15 protein-coding genes are annotated in these 15,136 nt (G+C 65.0%); 3 read left to right on the top strand and 12 right to left on the bottom strand.

Going from position 1 to position 15,136, the window contains the following annotated elements:
* Nucleotides 1-25 precede the first annotated feature (25 nt).
* The 12 genes from U1H99_RS01130 to U1H99_RS01075 form a co-directional block, all read right to left on the bottom strand.
* Nucleotides 26-706 carry an OmpW/AlkL family protein gene (locus tag U1H99_RS01130; RefSeq protein WP_323139946.1) on the bottom strand — a complete coding sequence of 227 codons (681 nt, stop codon included), beginning with the start codon at nucleotides 704-706 and terminating at the stop codon, nucleotides 26-28.
* Between the two features lie 56 nt (nucleotides 707-762).
* Entirely contained in the window at nucleotides 763-2,133 is a 1,371-nt protein-coding gene (locus U1H99_RS01125) for an SGNH/GDSL hydrolase family protein (RefSeq protein WP_323139945.1), read from the bottom strand.
* A 213-nt stretch (nucleotides 2,134-2,346) separates the two neighbouring features.
* On the bottom strand, nucleotides 2,347-3,858 hold the full coding sequence (locus tag U1H99_RS01120; protein WP_323139944.1) for an alpha/beta hydrolase family protein: 1,512 nt from the start codon (nucleotides 3,856-3,858) through the stop codon (nucleotides 2,347-2,349).
* Nucleotides 3,859-4,118: 260 nt separating this feature from the next.
* Nucleotides 4,119-5,135 (bottom strand): L-threonylcarbamoyladenylate synthase, encoded by a 1,017-nt coding sequence (locus U1H99_RS01115; protein WP_323139943.1) that lies wholly within the window; start codon nucleotides 5,133-5,135, stop codon nucleotides 4,119-4,121.
* Between the two features lie 17 nt (nucleotides 5,136-5,152).
* On the bottom strand, nucleotides 5,153-6,340 hold the full coding sequence (locus U1H99_RS01110; protein WP_323141190.1) for a 5-(carboxyamino)imidazole ribonucleotide synthase: 1,188 nt from the start codon (nucleotides 6,338-6,340) through the stop codon (nucleotides 5,153-5,155).
* Nucleotides 6,340-6,840: a 5-(carboxyamino)imidazole ribonucleotide mutase gene (purE, locus tag U1H99_RS01105; protein ID WP_323139942.1), complete on the bottom strand. Its 501-nt coding sequence runs from the start codon at nucleotides 6,838-6,840 to the stop codon at nucleotides 6,340-6,342. The genes U1H99_RS01110 and purE overlap by 1 nt, the downstream gene beginning before the upstream one ends.
* Before the next feature lie 3 nt (nucleotides 6,841-6,843).
* Nucleotides 6,844-7,740, bottom strand: coding sequence for a phosphoribosylaminoimidazolesuccinocarboxamide synthase (locus U1H99_RS01100; protein WP_323139941.1), 897 nt, complete (start codon nucleotides 7,738-7,740; stop codon nucleotides 6,844-6,846).
* A 193-nt stretch (nucleotides 7,741-7,933) separates the two neighbouring features.
* Nucleotides 7,934-8,998: a class II fructose-bisphosphate aldolase gene (gene fba / locus U1H99_RS01095; protein WP_323139940.1), complete on the bottom strand. Its 1,065-nt coding sequence runs from the start codon at nucleotides 8,996-8,998 to the stop codon at nucleotides 7,934-7,936.
* Between the two features lie 215 nt (nucleotides 8,999-9,213).
* On the bottom strand, nucleotides 9,214-10,683 hold the full coding sequence (pyk, locus tag U1H99_RS01090) for a pyruvate kinase (protein ID WP_323139939.1): 1,470 nt from the start codon (nucleotides 10,681-10,683) through the stop codon (nucleotides 9,214-9,216).
* Nucleotides 10,684-10,739: 56 nt separating this feature from the next.
* Entirely contained in the window at nucleotides 10,740-11,942 is a 1,203-nt protein-coding gene (locus tag U1H99_RS01085; RefSeq protein ID WP_323139938.1) for a phosphoglycerate kinase, read from the bottom strand.
* A gap of 41 nt (nucleotides 11,943-11,983) precedes the next feature.
* Nucleotides 11,984-12,328 (bottom strand): branched-chain amino acid transport AzlD family protein, encoded by a 345-nt coding sequence (locus tag U1H99_RS01080; RefSeq protein ID WP_323139937.1) that lies wholly within the window; start codon nucleotides 12,326-12,328, stop codon nucleotides 11,984-11,986.
* Nucleotides 12,321-13,073 carry an AzlC family ABC transporter permease gene (locus tag U1H99_RS01075; RefSeq protein WP_323139936.1) on the bottom strand — a complete coding sequence of 251 codons (753 nt, stop codon included), beginning with the start codon at nucleotides 13,071-13,073 and terminating at the stop codon, nucleotides 12,321-12,323. Before U1H99_RS01075 ends, U1H99_RS01080 begins: the two co-directional genes overlap by 8 nt.
* A gap of 193 nt (nucleotides 13,074-13,266) precedes the next feature.
* On the opposite strand from U1H99_RS01075, the gene U1H99_RS01070 reads away from it, so the two are divergent.
* The 3 genes from U1H99_RS01070 to U1H99_RS01060 are packed head-to-tail and all read left to right on the top strand — an operon-like array spanning nucleotide 13,267 to nucleotide 15,121.
* Entirely contained in the window at nucleotides 13,267-13,461 is a 195-nt protein-coding gene (locus tag U1H99_RS01070) for a zinc-finger domain-containing protein (protein ID WP_323139935.1), read from the top strand.
* Between the two features lie 12 nt (nucleotides 13,462-13,473).
* A complete protein-coding gene (locus U1H99_RS01065) occupies nucleotides 13,474-14,520 on the top strand; it encodes a YheT family hydrolase (RefSeq protein WP_323139934.1) in 1,047 nt (348 codons plus the stop codon).
* The gene (locus tag U1H99_RS01060) at nucleotides 14,513-15,121 is read left to right on the top strand and encodes a DUF2946 family protein (protein ID WP_323139933.1); all 609 of its coding nucleotides are present in this window, start codon (nucleotides 14,513-14,515) and stop codon (nucleotides 15,119-15,121) included. Before U1H99_RS01065 ends, U1H99_RS01060 begins: the two co-directional genes overlap by 8 nt.
* Nucleotides 15,122-15,136: the final 15 nt, after the last annotated feature.

Here is a 15,136-nt window from a genome sequence, read left to right as displayed (position 1 = left end):
CTACCTTAGAGGCGCAAGAGCGACCTCAGAACTTGTAGCCCACCGACAGGATGAACGAGTCCGGATCCAGCTTCATGTGCTGGGTCTGGTTGGTCGAGAAATGCACGTCGGTACGCAGCTTGGTCTTGATGTACGACGCGTTCAGGAACCACTTCTCGTTGACGTTGAACTGGGCGCCGATCTGGCCCGACACGGTCAACTTGTCGTCGATCTTGAAGGTGGTCGCCACGCCGCCGCCCGGATTGGTCAGTGCGGTCATGCGGAAGGAACCGGTTTCCTTCTGGAACATGGCGTAGGTGACACCCAGGCCGACGTACGGACGGAAACGCGCGTTCGGCTCGAAGAAGCGGTATTGCAGCAGGGCGACAGCCGGCAGTGCCTCGACCGAACCCAGCTCGCCGCCTGCAGCAATTGCGCCGGCACCATAGATCTTGTGCTTGTACGGGGTACCGACGGCGGTCTCGATCGAGATGTTGTCGGTCAGGCCGTAGGTGATGACGGCGACCGGCTGGGTGTCCTTGCCGACGTCGCCGATCGAATTCGGCAAGGCCGGTGCCGAGATGGCACCGCTTGTGACATCCGGCTTGATCTGGTTGGCGCCGAGCGACACGGTAAACTGGCCCTTCGATTGCGCCGCGGCGCTACCGGCCAGGGCCAGGGCGCCCGCAGCGACCAGCAGTTTCACGACGTTGGTACGAATTTTCATGGAATCTCCTGTTTCTTATGAAGTACGGCCCGCCCACCGGACGGGCCTGTCGTGAATCAGATCCAGCCCTTGCCGCTCATCTGCAGCAGGATGTAGCGCGCGATCAGGGCGTACTCGAACGGGGTCGGGTGCACGCCGTCGGCGAACATGTAGTGGCTGACGTCGCCACTGATCAGGTTGTTCTTGGTGCAGACCAGCGAAGAACTCAGCGGATTCTTGGTGAGGTCGTTCACGACGCAAGCCGTATCCTTGGTGTTGGTCAGGCCGTACGGGGCTGGGTTGACGGCCTGGTCATGGCTGACGGTGGCCAGGTCGACGTACAGGATCTTGGCGTCGTCGCCGAGGCCGGCCTTCAGCTGGGCATTGAAGGTCGAGACCATGGTGGCGACCAGCTTCTGGGTGTCGGCCGACTGTACCAGCACCGATGGCGCGATCGAGACGTCCGGCAGGTTGTTCACGACCACGTAGTTGGCGCCCTTGGCGACGATCTGGTTCTTGACCAGGACAGCCAGTTCGGCGCCGGCAGTGCCCAGGGCCGTGACCACTTCCGCGCTGTGGTCGGACGAGTATTTCAGTCCGGCAGCGGTGGCGGCAGCGCCGGCGGTCGCGCCGATGGTGGCCGCATTGGCGACGGCAGTGGTATTGCCCAGTTGCGCGGCGGCCGTGATCGCAGCGGTGATGATGGTCTGTGCGGTACTGGTGCTCTTGGCAGCTTCGGCGCGTGCCGCAGCCGTGATGGCGGTTGCGCCATTGGCCGAAGGCGTGTTCGGGGCCAGTTGCGTGACCAGGCTGGTAATCAGCGCGGTGCCGCCGGCGGTGGTAGCACCCGCCGACAGCTCGCCAAGCTGTTCCAGCACATCGTTACCGCCGGCCGTCACGATGACCAGTTCGGTGCCGCTGAACTTGCCACCGGCCTTGGCCAGGTGATTGGCGATCTGGGTCACGACAGGCACGGTCGTAGCGCCCAGCACCACGGACGCGTTAGCCGCCGCGAGCGCGCGGTTGCCCGGGCCGATCGGATTGGTCACGCGGGCGCCGCCTTGGGCGTAGTTGAAGCAATTTGCGTTCATCACGATCGGCACCGAGAAATTCAGCGCCGGATTGGTCGACGACGTGCCCTGCAGGCCAGTCTGGGCGGCGCACGGCGCCGGCAAGCCGAGCTGGGCAGCGATCACGGCGGTGAAGTTCTTGCCAGTCAGCTCCGGATTGACCGACTTGATATCGCCATTGATGGTGTACTGCCCGCCACCCTGTGCCGCGACACCGCCGACAGCATAAGAGCCGACGTCGGACAGGCTGTCGCCGAACGCGACCTGCTGGCTGAACTTGGTCTTCGGTGTCTGGTCGCCGGCGCGCGGATCGGTGCCGCCACAGGCGGTGAGGGCGGCTGCGGTCAGCAGCGCGAGCGCAAATGAGGTCTTACGCATTTTGTCTCCTAAGTTGATTTTTTCTCTAAAACGAACGCCCGTGCTATTCGTATTTCAATAACTATGCCAGTGTTCAGACCGGTTGTATAGAAAAATGGTTTCCCGGTCGTACATGAGATACAACAACAAACCGCAGGCCGTTAGCGATCACTCCGGCAGCGCCGGCGATTATATCAACGCGGCTGGGCTTGCGATATCGAATCTTGCTTTGTGTCATCGCGCGAGTTGCGCCTGGAAATAATCGCGGGTGGCGGCCATGCAGAACGGCGCCACCAGCCCGGCGTGGTAGCTCGAATCGACCGAACTGCTGCCGGACGCCGCGCGCAGGATGGCCTTGGCTGCGACGAAGCCGGCTTTCGCCGTGCGGAAGGGGTCGTTCAGGCCTGGCGTGTCGTCGATGTCGAGCTCGGTAACCTTGCTGCCGCGGGCCTGGAAGTAGGCACTCGCACTCGTCGTGTTGAAGTAAGGAACGGTTGGGTCGCCGTGGCCGCCGCACAACAACGTCGGCGCCGCCGGCGTGTAGCTGCGCAGGTCGTTCCGTACCAGCCATTTGCGCAGCAGGTGCTGCGGCGCGCAGGCCAGCGGCGTGGCGCTGCCGCTCTCGCACGGATGGGCGGCGAGGTCGGCCAGGTAGCCGGCGCGGTAGTCGCTGCGGATCAGGTTGTTCGCGCCGAAATACCCGGTGTAGCCGGCGGCCTGCGGCAGCGAGTCGGCGGCGAACAGCGCGCTGGCCGGCAGCTTGCCCTGGCTGACCAGGTCGCTGCTACCGAGCGTGCCCGGCACCAGGTCGGTAATCGTGCCGGCATATTGCGATTCGTAGATGTCGGCCGGCGTGCGGTACAGTGCGGCGCTGGCATGCTGGCCGGCGTTGATGATCATCGGCACGATCACGGTGGCGCCGTTGCGCGGCGCACCGCCGAACAGCTCGTCGCCGAAGCGGCTGAGCGCATACGGGCCGGACATGCCGGACGCCGCCGTCAGCGTGAATTCGCCGCCGCCCTGCTCCTGCATCGCGCGCTGGGTCGCCAGCGCCACGTAGCCGCCCTGCGAGTAACCGCTCACCAGCAGCTTGCCCGAATCGCGCACGCCGATCGCATTGAAACTGCCGCGCGCCGCGCGCAGGGCATCGATCATGTCGGCCGACTGCGCCACCCGGTCGAGGTAGGGGTGATAGCCGAGCGAGGAGCCGCCGTAGCCGCTGTAGTTGGGCGCCACCACGATGAAGCCCTGGGCGGCGAACACGGCCGCGACCAGGCGCGCCTCGGTATTGTTGGCGATGTCCGCCATGTCGTAGGACTTTTGCAGCGAGGTGCCGTGCGCATACAGCAGCACTGGCCGCGAATTGCTGCACGATGGGCCGCCGCCGGACGGCACGAAGATGGCCGCGCCGGCATCGGTCGCCTCGCCGGCGCCGCCGACGGTGTTGTAGCGCAGCCGGTAGATCGACACCGAACACTGCGGCTGGCCGGCCACGGCCAAGGTGCCGGTCTGTTCGGATTCGAGGAAACCGGCCATCACGCCGGGCGACAGCGTGGTCAGCGCATTGCCGGCGGCGGAGACCGGGACCGCGGCGGCCTGGGCCACCAGGCTGCCGCGGGTGGCGCCGGGCAGCGGATCGGGATTCGGGACGCCGGTGGGAGTGCCGCCGGTGGTGGTGCCGCCGCTGCAGGCGGCAAGCAGGATGCCCAGGCCGAGGGTGAGGCCCAGGGTAGTCAAGGAACGCATGGATTTTTCGGATAAACGGTGAAAGCGATGAGCAGCGATAACGCTCGCCCATAGAGTTACCGTCGTCCCTGCGCAGGCAGGGACCCAAGTTAGTGGCGGACCAACGAACTTGGACCCCTGCCTTCGCAGGGGCGACGTTCAGGAGCTAACGAGATAAAGAAGGACGAGATATCTGACGCCGCAAAAAAATTGCACGGTGGATACTCAGCAGTACGCCAAGCATGCACCGTGCATCGATTTTTGAACAGTGTTGCTCTGGATTAAAAGGCGGGAGTGTTGTTAATCAGCCCGTGCACGATCCCGCTCGACCCGTGCGCCGCGCGGCGCAGGCGGTCGTTGACGCCGAGCCAGGCGCCTTCTTGCGGCGGTGCTTCGACCAGGATCAGGTCGGCACCGGTCCCGTCCATCGCGCGCAGCGCCGCGTATAGGGCGTGGGCGAAGCCTTCCGGGGTGGCCGGCAAGTGCACGGCAGCATGTACCGCCGGCATCGCCGAATAATGAATGAGCGCGACCTTGCGGCCGGCGCCGGCCAGGCGTGCCAGCGTATCGGCCAGCGTGGCGGTGTCCTGCATCGCCACCGGCGTGTGCGGGGCGTAATGCGATTCGAGGGTGCCGGAGGCGCGCGGTGCCGCCGTGTCCGGACGCGCCGGCATCTGGTCGATCACGGCGGCGATGGCCTCGGCGCTGATGTGGCCGGGACGCAGCAGCACCGGGCCGTGGGTGGCCAGGCGCGACAGGTCGACGATCGTCGATTCGATGCCGACTTCGCTCTGGCCGCCGTCCAGCACGGCTGCCAGGCGGGGATCGTCGCCGAACTCGTCGCGCACGTGCTGGGCCGTGGTCGGGCTGACATGGCCGAATTTGTTGGCCGACGGCGCCGCCACCCCGCCCTTGCCATTTTTAAATGCTTGCAGCAGCGCGATGGCGACCGGGTGCGACGGGCAGCGGATGCCGACCGTGTCCTGGCCGCCGGAGACGGCGTCCGGGATGTTTGGCGCGCGCTTCAGGATCATGGTCAGCGGGCCGGGCCAGAAGGCGTCGGCCAACTGGCGTGCTTCGGGCGGCACGCCGGTGGTCCAGTAGTCGAGGGAAGCGCCCGGCGCCACGTGCACGATCACCGGGTGATCCTGGGGCCGGCCCTTGGCCGCGTAGATCGAGGCGACCGCGGCCGGGTTCTCGGCATCGGCGCCGAGGCCGTACACGGTTTCGGTCGGAAACGCGACCAGTTGGCCGGCGTCGAGCGCGGCCGCGGCTTGCATGATGACGGGGTCGTGCATATCGGTCACAGCGCGGGTCACAGCGGAATGTCCAGGATGGCGCAGGCGGCTTCCAGTTGCGCCTGCGCTTCGGCCAGCGTCGGTGCGACGAAGGTCACGTGGCCCATCTTGCGGCCGCGGCGCGGATCGTCCTTGCCGTACAGGTGCAGGTTGGCACCGGGCAGCGCCAGCACCTGGTCCCAGGCCGGCTGGCGCGGCGTGTCGGTATCGCCGTTGAACCAGACGTCGCCCAGGATGTTCAGCATCACCGCCGGCGAATGCTGGCGACAATCGCCCAGCGGCAAGCGCGCCATCGCCCGCACCTGCTGCGCGAACTGGCTCGTCACGCAGGCGTCCATCGTGTAGTGGCCGCTGTTGTGCGGACGCGGCGCCATCTCGTTGACGACCAGCGAACCGTCGTTCAGCACGAAGAACTCGATGCACAGCACACCGACGTAACCGAGTTCGGCCACGATGGCGCGCGCCGCCGCCTGCGCCTTGCGCGCGCAGTCGTCGGCCACGTTCGGCCCCGGCACGGTGGTGGTGAACAGGATGCCGTCGCGGTGCACGTTCTCGGCGATCGGGTAGACGACCGACAGGCCGTCGGCGCCGCGTGCCGTCAGCACCGAGATTTCATAGGCCAGCGGCAGCATCTTCTCGAGCAGGCAAGTCACCTGCCCCATCGATTCGAAGGCGGCGCGCACGTCTTCGCGCGAGCGCACCCGCACCTGGCCCTTGCCGTCGTAGCCCATGCGCACGGTTTTCAGGATGCCGGGCAGCAGCTCGTCGCCGATGGCGTCGATGTCCTCCAGGGAGGCGATCACCTTGTGCGGCGCCGGCATCACGCCCGACTTCGGCGCGCAATCGACAAAGAAGGTCTTTTCGGCGATGCGGTCTTGGGCCACCGACACGCCATGGGCGTTCGGCGCCACGAACACGCTGCCGGCCAGGCGCGACAGGCTGCCGGCCGGCACGTTTTCGAATTCGGTGGTGACGGCCAGGCATTGCGCCGCCAGCGCGTCCAGGCCGGCCGCATCTTCATAGCCGGCCTCGACCAGGCGTTCGGCGACCTGCCCCGCCGGACAATCCGCCGACGGTTCCAGCACGGCGACGCGGTAACCCATGGCTTGTGCCGCCTGGGCGAACATGCGGCCGAGCTGGCCGCCACCCATCACGCCCAGCCAGGTCGGCGGGTTGGCGGTGGGCAGGAAAACAGGATCACTCATCATGCGGCAGGAAGAATCATGGCCTTGGCGGCGGCGGTCTGCTGGGCGCGGAATTCGTCCAGCTTGCCGGCCAGGGTATCGTCGACGGTGGCGATGATGGCGATCGCGGTCAGCGCGGCATTCGCGGCGCCGGCTTCGCCGATGGCGAAGGTCGACACCGGCACGCCCTTCGGCATCTGCACGATCGACAGCAGCGAATCCTCGCCGCGCAGGTATTTCGACGGCACCGGCACGCCGAGCACCGGCACGATGGTCTTGGCGGCCACCATGCCCGGCAAGTGGGCGGCGCCGCCGGCACCGGCGATGATGGCGCGCAAGCCGCGCGCACGCGCGCTTTCGGCATACGCGAACATCTCGTCCGGCATGCGGTGCGCCGAGATCACCTGCGCTTCATACGGCACGCCGAACTGCTTGAGCATGTTGACCGCGTGCTGCATCACGTCCCAGTCGGAGCTGGAACCCATGATCACGCCGACCAGGGGCTTGGTTTGATCGCTCATGCCTTACGCCTTCAGCTTGTCGCCGGTCAGGCGTTCGATGGCTTCGAAGTACTTGGCCTGGGTTTTTTCGATGACGTCCTGCGGCAGCGCCGGGGCCGGCGGGGTCTTCTTCCACTCGGTCAGGGTTTCCAGGTAGTCGCGCACGAACTGCTTGTCGAAGGACGGCGGCGACATGTCCGGTGCGTACGAATCGGCAGGCCAGAAGCGCGACGAATCCGCTGTCAGCACTTCGTCCATCAGGTGCATCACGCCGTTCTCGTCGAGACCGAATTCGAACTTGGTGTCGGCGATGATGATGCCGCGCGTGGCCGCGTACTCGGCCGCGGTCTTGTACAGCTGGATGCTGATGTCGCGCATCTTGGCGGCCAGTTCGGCGCCGATGCGTTGCTCCATCTCGGCGAAGCTGATGTTTTCGTCGTGCTCGCCGAGGTCGGCCTTGGCGGCCGGCGTGAACAGCGGCTCGGGCAGCTTGTCGGCCTGGCGCAGGCCCTTCGGCAATTCGATGCCGCAGACGCTGCCGGTGGCCTGGTAATCCTTCCAGCCCGAACCGATGATGTAGCCGCGCACCACGGCTTCCACCAGGATCGGCTTCAGGCGCTTGGCGACCACGGCGCGGCCTTTCACCTGGTCCACTTCCTCGGGCGCCACCACCGATTCCGGCGCCACGCCGGTCAGGTGGTTCGGCACGATGTGGCCGAGCTTCTCGAACCAGAAGTCGCTCATCTGGTTCAGCACCATGCCCTTGCCTGGGATCGGTTCGTTCATGACGACGTCGAAGGCCGACAGGCGGTCGGTGGTGACAATCAGGATCTTGTCGTCGCCGACAGCATAGTTGTCGCGGACCTTGCCGTGGCCGAGCAATGGCAGGGAGGAAATCGTGGACTGGTAAAGGCTTTTCATAGAGGGAGTGTCTTGATAAAGCGAAACCGGCAACAGTGCCGGTAGAGTGGGCAATGGCTGGGTTCAGCCGGTGCCAAAGCGATATTTTACGTCATTCTGCTATTGCCGCTGCATTAAGCGCCGTCGCCCCTGCGAAGGCAGGGGCGACGGTTTTACGGCTAACGGTTATAACTCTGTACCGTTATTGCGCTAGTTACTGAACAATCTGCGCCAGCTCACCAGCCTTGTAACGCTCGGCCATCTTATCCAGCGGAATCGGCTTGATCTTCGCCGCCATGCCCTCGCAGCCGAAGGAAATGTAGCGTGCCTTGCAGATCTGGGTTGCCGCTTCGCGGGCCGGTTTCAGGTAGTCGCGCGGGTCGAACTTCGACGGGTTCTGGAACAGGTACTGGCGGATCGCGGCCGTCATCGCCAGGCGGATGTCGGTGTCGATGTTGACCTTGCGCACGCCGTACTTGATGCCTTCCTGGATCTCTTCGACCGGGACGCCATAGGTTTCCTTCATGTCGCCGCCGAATTCGCGGATGATCGCCAGCAGGTCCTGCGGCACCGACGACGAACCGTGCATCACCAGGTGGGTGTTCGGGATGCGCGCGTGGATTTCCTTGATGCGGTCGATAGCCAGGATGTCGCCGGTCGGCTTGCGGGTGAACTTGTAGGCGCCGTGCGAGGTGCCGATGGCGATCGCCAGCGCGTCGCACTGGGTGCGCGCCACGAAGTCGGCGGCTTGCGCGACGTCGGTCAGCAGCTCTTCGCGGGTCATGGTGCGGTCCGCGCCGTGGCCGTCTTCCTTGTCGCCCTTCATGGTTTCCAGCGAACCGAGCACGCCCAGTTCGGCTTCGACGGTCACGCCGATCGAGTGCGCGAACTTCACGACCTCTTTCGACACCTCGACGTTGTATTCGTACGAAGCGACCGACTTGCCGTCGGCTTCCAGCGAGCCGTCCATCATGACCGACGAGAAGCCCGAACGGATCGCCGCCATGCAGACCGCCGGCGACTGGCCGTGGTCCTGGTGCATCACGACCGGGATGTGCGGATAGGCTTCGACGGCGGCGTCGATCAGGTGGCGCAGGAAGGCTTCGCCGGCATATTTGCGGGCGCCGGCCGAAGCCTGCATGATGACCGGGCTACCGGTCTGGTCGGCGGCAGCCATGATGGCCTGCACCTGTTCCAGGTTGTTGACGTTGAATGCCGGCAACGCATAGCCGTGTTCGGCAGCGTGGTCCAGCAGTTGACGCATTGATACGAGTGCCATTGTTTAGCTCCATACAATAAAAAAACCGGTACGGAACCTCGTTTAGCGTCTGCCGTCCTCCCCGGCACTGCCGAGGAGGACTTCCCACGCAGGCGCGGAACATGCCCCCGGCATGTTCCGCTCCAAGTTGCTGGCGTATCGTCAGCTCGAGCTAAACTTGGGGCGAAAAATGCCAGGGGCATTTTTCGCGCTTTCGCGGGAATGACGTCACAGACTTACGAGGATTCCTTCAAAAAATTCTCTGCATCGCCCACGCGCACGATCTTGAGTGCGTTGGTACCGCCGGCCTGCCCCATCGGCGAGCCCCAGGTCACAACGATCAGGTCGCCCTTGCGTACGACACCTTCGCGCATCAGCAGTTCCTCGGCCTTGCTCAGCACGGCGTGGCTGCCGCCTTCCTGCAACAGGTGGAATGCTTGCACATTACGGTACAGCGACGCCTTGCGCTGCGTCGTCTGCGACGGCGTCAGGGCGTAGATCGGGGTGTCGATCGAATGGCGGCTCATCCACAGCGCGGTCGAGCCCGACTCGGTCAGCGCCACGATCGCCTTCACGCGCAGGTGGTGCGCGGTGAACAGGGTGCCGTAGGCGATCGACTGGTCGATGCGGGTGAATTGCACGTTCAGGAAGTCGGCTTCCAGCTTGTTGTACTCGGAGCGCTCGGCTTCGACGCAGATCGCCGACATCATCTCGACGGTCTCGATCGGGTACTTGCCCGATGCGGTCTCGGCCGAGGTCATGACGGCGTCGGTGCCGTCCAGCACGGCGTTGGCCACGTCCGACACTTCGGCGCGGGTCGGGACCGCGTTGACGATCATCGACTCCATCATCTGGGTCGCGGTGATGGCCAGCTTGTTCGATTCGCGTGCCATGCGGATCATGCGCTTCTGCAGCGCCGGCACGGCGGCGTTGCCGACTTCGACCGCCAGGTCGCCGCGGGCGACCATGATGCCGTCGGAGGCGTCCAGGATTTCCTGCAGCACAGGAATCGCTTCGGCGCGCTCGATCTTGGCGATCATCATCGGCTTGTGGCTGAACGGCTCGCCGGCGATGTTGGCCAGCTGGCGCGCCATCTCCATGTCGGTCGCGCTCTTCGGGAAGGAAATGGCCAGGTAGTCGGCCTGGAAGCTCATCGCGGTCTTGATGTCTTCCATGTCCTTCGAGGTCAGCGCCGGCGCGGTCAGGCCGCCGCCCTGGCGGTTGATACCTTTATTGTTGGACAGTTCGCCACCAACCTTGGTCGTGGTGTAGATCTCGCTGCCGACCACGCGGTCGACGACCAGCACGATCAGGCCGTCGTTCAGCAGCAGGCGGTCGCCCGGCTTGACGTCGCGCGGCAGCGCCTTGTAGTCGAGGCCGACGCGTTCCTGGTTGCCCAGCTCGCCGTTATCGCCCCACTTGGCGTCCAGGATGAATGCATCCCCGTTGTTCAGGTTGATCTTGCCGTTTTCGAACTTGCCGACGCGGATCTTCGGACCCTGCATGTCGGCCATGATGGCCACTTCGCGGCCGCATTCGGCGGCGGCACGGCGTACCAGGGCAGCCCGGTCGATATGGTCCTGCGCTTTTCCGTGCGAGAAATTCAGGCGCACGACGTCGACGCCTGCCCGGATCATTTTGACGAGAATATCGAAGTCGGTCGAAGCAGGGCCGATGGTTGCTACGATCTTGGTGCCACGGTACATGGATTGTCCTTGAACTAAGTAAAAGCGCAGCCTGTTGGGCTGCGCTGGGGTCTCTTTTATTGTTTGCTGCGTTGCAGCAGGATCTCGACTGCCGGAAGCGTCTTACCTTCGAGGAACTCGAGGAAGGCGCCGCCGCCGGTCGAGATATAGCCGATTTTGTCGGCAATCTTATATTTTGCGATGGCAGCCAGGGTATCGCCGCCGCCGGCGATCGAGAAGCCCTTCGACGAGGCGATCGCCTTGGCCAGCGTCTTGGTGCCTTCGGCGAACTGGTCGAACTCGAACACGCCGACCGGGCCGTTCCAGACGATGGTGCCGGCCTGGCCGATCTGTTCGGCGAGCTGGGCTGCGGTTTTCGGACCGATGTCCAGGATCATGTCGTCGTCCGCGACGTCGGCCACGTCTTTGACGGTGGCGGCGGCGGTCGGCGAGAATTCCTTGGCGCACACGACGTCGACCGGGATCGGCACGGTGGCGCCGCGCGCCGCCATCTTGTCGATGATGGCCTTGGCTTCACCGACCAGGTCGGCTTCCATCAGCGACTTGCCGACGTTCAGGCCGACGGCCTTCATGAAGGTATTGGCGATGCCGCCACCGACGATCAGGTTGTCGACCTTGTCGGCCAGGCTCTGCAGGATGGTCAGCTTGCTCGACACTTTCGAACCGGCGACGATCGCCAGCAGCGGACGCTGCGGTGCGCCCAGCGCCTTGCCCAGCGCATCCAGTTCGGCCGCCAGCAGCGGACCGGCCGCCACCACGGGCGCGAATTTCGCGATGCCGTGGGTGGTGGCTTCGGCGCGGTGCGCGGTGCCGAAGGCGTCGTTGACGTAGATGTCGCACAGCTTGGCCATCTTCTGAGCCAGCTCATCCGCATTCTTCTTCTCACCCTTGTTCACACGGCAGTTTTCCAGCAGCACGACCTGGCCCGGCGCGACGTCCACGCCATCGACCCAGTTCTGCTTCAGCTCGACCGGCTGGCCAAGCAGCTCGGACAGGCGCGTGGCGACCGGCGCCAGGCTGTCTTCCGGCTTGAATTCGCCCTCGGTCGGACGGCCCAGGTGGGAAGTGACCATCACGGCCGCACCGGCGTCAAGCGCGGCGCGGATCGCGGGAACCGAAGCGCGCACGCGCGTGTCTTCAGTGATGTTGCCGGCGTCATCCTGCGGCACGTTCAGGTCGGCGCGGATGAATACGCGCTTCCCTTTCAGCGCGTCTTGATCGATCAGGTCTTGCAAGCGGGTGAAATTCAGAACGGCCATGGTGAGTCGTATTGAGATGGATGAAAAAACGTTATTCTACATTAGAGGGTGTTTTCAAAAACATGAGAAACACGCAACAGGGTGAACACCAGCATCCCAAATACAATTGTCTGCAACATATTACGCCGCCACAGATAAAAGCCAAGCGCGGCGATGCCGGCCAGCAGTTTTGGATTGGCTGGCGTGAGCAGCACCTCGCCGCCCGGCCCCAGCAACAAGTCGGGGCCGATGACGGCCGCCAGCGCGCAGGTCGGCGCGTAGCGCAGCATCGCCTGCACCCGCGGCGGAATCGTCACGCGGTGGCCGACCACCCAGAAGGCGCTGCGGGTCAGGGCCGTGGCCACGCCCAGCACGCCGATGACGATCCAGATTTCCCAGTCAGCCATGCTGGCTCCCGCGGCGGCTCGTGGCAGCTTCGAAGGCCATCGCGCTGGCCATGCCGGCAACTACCGCCGCCAACAAACCCAGCTTGTACGGGAAGCCATATGTCAGCACGCCCACCGTAGCGGCCACCAGCACACCGCACAGTGCCGCGCTGTTGATGACCAGCGGGATCATCACGCACAGGATGGCCAGGGTGCCGGCAAAGCCGAGCTGCCACTCGGCCGGGATGGCGCTGCCCAGAAAGATACCGATCAGCGAACCCGTCTGCCAGGAACACCAGTTCGGCAGCAGCAGGCCTTTCAAAAAGGAGAGTTTGCCGGGCGCGCGTGCCGGATCCTGGTAGCGCTGCAGGAACAGGGCAATCGACACGTCGCCCGAAATATAGCCGTAGAACACGCGCTGGCGCAGCGGCAGGTGCGCGAAATGGGGGCCGAGCAAGGCGGAAAAGATCACGAAGCGCAGGTTGACCACTAGCGCGGTGGCAAAGATGACCCAGACCGGGGCGGCGGCGGCGATCAGCGGCAGCGAGGCCAGCTGGGCCGAGCCGGCAAAGGCCACCAGCGTCATCGCGCTCGCCTGCCACACGGTCAAGCCGCTCTTTACCATCGCCACACCGACCACCATGCCCCAGGCGGCGATGCCGAGCAGGGTCGGCAGGCCGGTACGGACACCGTCGCGCCAGCTGTCGGGATCATGTCGGTCCCAGGCGTCGAGCTGCTGGGCGGGGTGTGGATGCGCCTCGTTCATGTCGCGCAGCTGCAACGTGGATGGGGGTGAAGCTGGGCGGGCGAATCGGGACAGGGCATCAAACGGTGCGGGAAGTCGGCGCGACAATATTATCGGCTTGCCATTCTACAGAAGCATTCCTGCATGCACTATGAATCCGTTAGAATCGTGGTCTTCGCGCATCGCGCGTAATGATCATGCTCCCGGAGAGAAAATGAACGATAAAACCATCGCTGCGGTTCAATTGGAAGCCAAGGACCTGCCGGCCTACTGCCCGAACCCGGCCATGCCGCTGTGGTCGTCCCACCCGCGCGTCTTCCTGGATTTCGACCACCATGGCGACGCCAAGTGCCCGTACTGCGGTACCCAGTACCGCCTGGCGCCGGGCACTGTGCTGGGTCACCACTAATATAAGTACATCGTGGCCCGGGGTGACCCCGCTTATTGCGAGGAGTGCAGCGAGCTCCTCCATTACCGCGCACCTGCATGGCTGCCCGGCGGGCACCTGCAGACGATCTACCCGGCCACTGCCATCAGTAAACCCGCGGTCGCGTTCCGGCGCGAGCGCTGGGACACGCCCTGCGGCCAGGATTTCATCGACGTCGACCTGATCGACGGCGAGCAGGGTGCGCCTTGCGTGATGTTGTTCCACGGCCTCGAAGGCTCATCGAACAGCCATTACGCGCGCGCCCTGATGGCATTGGTAAAAGCGCGCGGCTGGCATGGCGCGATCCCGCATTTCCGCGGCTGTTCCGGCGAAGCCAACCTGGCGCCGCGCTTCTACCATTCGGGCGACGCCCAGGAGCTCGACTGGATCATCCGCCGCCTGCGTCCACGCTACCCCGGTCCGTTCTACGTTGCCGGCGTGTCCTTGGGCGGCAACGCCCTGCTGCGCTGGCTGGGCGAGCAGCAGCAGGACGCCGGCATCATCGACGCCGCCGTCAGCGTGTCCGCGCCGCTCGACCTGGCGGCCGGCGGTGCCGCCCTGTCGCGCGGCTTCAACCGCCTCTACACGCGCATGTTCCTGCAAACGCTCAAGCCCAAGGCGCTGGCCAAGCTGGAACGCTATCCCGGCCTATTCGACCGCGACAAACTGCTCGCCGCAACCGACCTGTACAGCTTCGACAACGTCGTCACCGCGCCCCTGCACGGCTACCGCGACACCGACGACTATTGGCACCGCGCCAGTGCCAAACACGTCTTGCACGACATCACCGTCCCGACGCTGGTGCTGAACGCGCGCAACGATCCTTTCATGCCGGGACAGTTCCTGCCGACCAGCGCATCGAAAGCGGTCACGCTCCAGTACACCGACACCGGCGGCCACGTCGGCTTTCCAACCGGCCCCTTCCCCGGTCGCATCGACTGGCTGGCACGGCGCATCCTGCACTTCTTCGACGGGTCGCAGGCGAGCCCCCATGCGCGCGCCGGTGCCTCCGCAACTGTGCGAAGCTCCATCCATGGATGACATTGTTCTGCAAGCGATGGCCAAATGGCCAAACGTGCCCCACTGCTATGGCTGGCTGGCACTCGATGCCCGCGGCACCTGGCGCATGCGCGACGAGGCTGCCCAGCGCGCGGATGCGCCGGGCGACAAGCTGACCAACAGCGCGCTGGTCGGCTTCATCAACCGCAACTACCTGTCCGACGAGCGCGGCTGCTGGTATTTCCAGAACGGACCGCAGCGCGTCTACGTAAACCTCGAAGCGACACCCTTCATTGCGCGCACCGACCCGGAGCAAGGCCTGGTGCTGCAGACCGGGCAAGCCGTCGGCGCGATCGACCAGGCGTTCATGACCGCCGCCGGCGCAATCATCGTGCGCGCTGGCAATGTACTGGCGCAGATCGACGACCGTGACGTGGCGCAGATGCTGCAAATGATGACGCTGGATGGCCGCCCGGTGGCGGACGATGCCCTGCTGGGCTGGCTGGAAGGCGCCGAAGGCAAGCTGGCGCTGCGCTGGCAGGATCGCGATGTGGCGGTCGAGCGGCTGGCGACGCAGGAAGCAGCGCAGCGTTTCGGCTATGTGCAGCGGCCAGACCAGATGGCGGAAACCACTGCGAAATAAATCTGCACAGCGGCA

This window comes from Massilia phyllosphaerae (assembly GCF_034659755.1).
Taxonomy (GTDB): Bacteria; Pseudomonadota; Gammaproteobacteria; order Burkholderiales; family Burkholderiaceae_D; genus Telluria; species Telluria phyllosphaerae.
This window is presented reverse-complemented; position numbering and strand designations above follow the sequence as displayed.

What these genes read in the sequence shown, in the direction of transcription:
- U1H99_RS01125 (WP_323139945.1), bottom strand. Translation starts at nt 2,133, where the DNA reads ATGCGTAAGACCTCATTTGCGCTCGCGCTGCTGACCGCAGCCGCCCTC.
- fba (WP_323139940.1), bottom strand. Translation starts at nt 8,998, where the DNA reads ATGGCACTCGTATCAATGCGTCAACTGCTGGACCACGCTGCCGAACAC.
- U1H99_RS01070 (WP_323139935.1), top strand. Translation starts at nt 13,267, where the DNA reads ATGAACGATAAAACCATCGCTGCGGTTCAATTGGAAGCCAAGGACCTG.
- pyk (WP_323139939.1), bottom strand. Translation starts at nt 10,683, where the DNA reads ATGTACCGTGGCACCAAGATCGTAGCAACCATCGGCCCTGCTTCGACC.
- U1H99_RS01085 (WP_323139938.1), bottom strand. Translation starts at nt 11,942, where the DNA reads ATGGCCGTTCTGAATTTCACCCGCTTGCAAGACCTGATCGATCAAGAC.
- U1H99_RS01075 (WP_323139936.1), bottom strand. Translation starts at nt 13,073, where the DNA reads ATGAACGAGGCGCATCCACACCCCGCCCAGCAGCTCGACGCCTGGGAC.
- U1H99_RS01130 (WP_323139946.1), bottom strand. Translation starts at nt 706, where the DNA reads ATGAAAATTCGTACCAACGTCGTGAAACTGCTGGTCGCTGCGGGCGCC.
- U1H99_RS01110 (WP_323141190.1), bottom strand. Translation starts at nt 6,340, where the DNA reads ATGAGTGATCCTGTTTTCCTGCCCACCGCCAACCCGCCGACCTGGCTG.
- purE (WP_323139942.1), bottom strand. Translation starts at nt 6,840, where the DNA reads ATGAGCGATCAAACCAAGCCCCTGGTCGGCGTGATCATGGGTTCCAGC.
- U1H99_RS01100 (WP_323139941.1), bottom strand. Translation starts at nt 7,740, where the DNA reads ATGAAAAGCCTTTACCAGTCCACGATTTCCTCCCTGCCATTGCTCGGC.
- U1H99_RS01080 (WP_323139937.1), bottom strand. Translation starts at nt 12,328, where the DNA reads ATGGCTGACTGGGAAATCTGGATCGTCATCGGCGTGCTGGGCGTGGCC.
- U1H99_RS01115 (WP_323139943.1), bottom strand. Translation starts at nt 5,135, where the DNA reads ATGCACGACCCCGTCATCATGCAAGCCGCGGCCGCGCTCGACGCCGGC.
- U1H99_RS01060 (WP_323139933.1), top strand. Translation starts at nt 14,513, where the DNA reads ATGGATGACATTGTTCTGCAAGCGATGGCCAAATGGCCAAACGTGCCC.
- U1H99_RS01120 (WP_323139944.1), bottom strand. Translation starts at nt 3,858, where the DNA reads ATGCGTTCCTTGACTACCCTGGGCCTCACCCTCGGCCTGGGCATCCTG.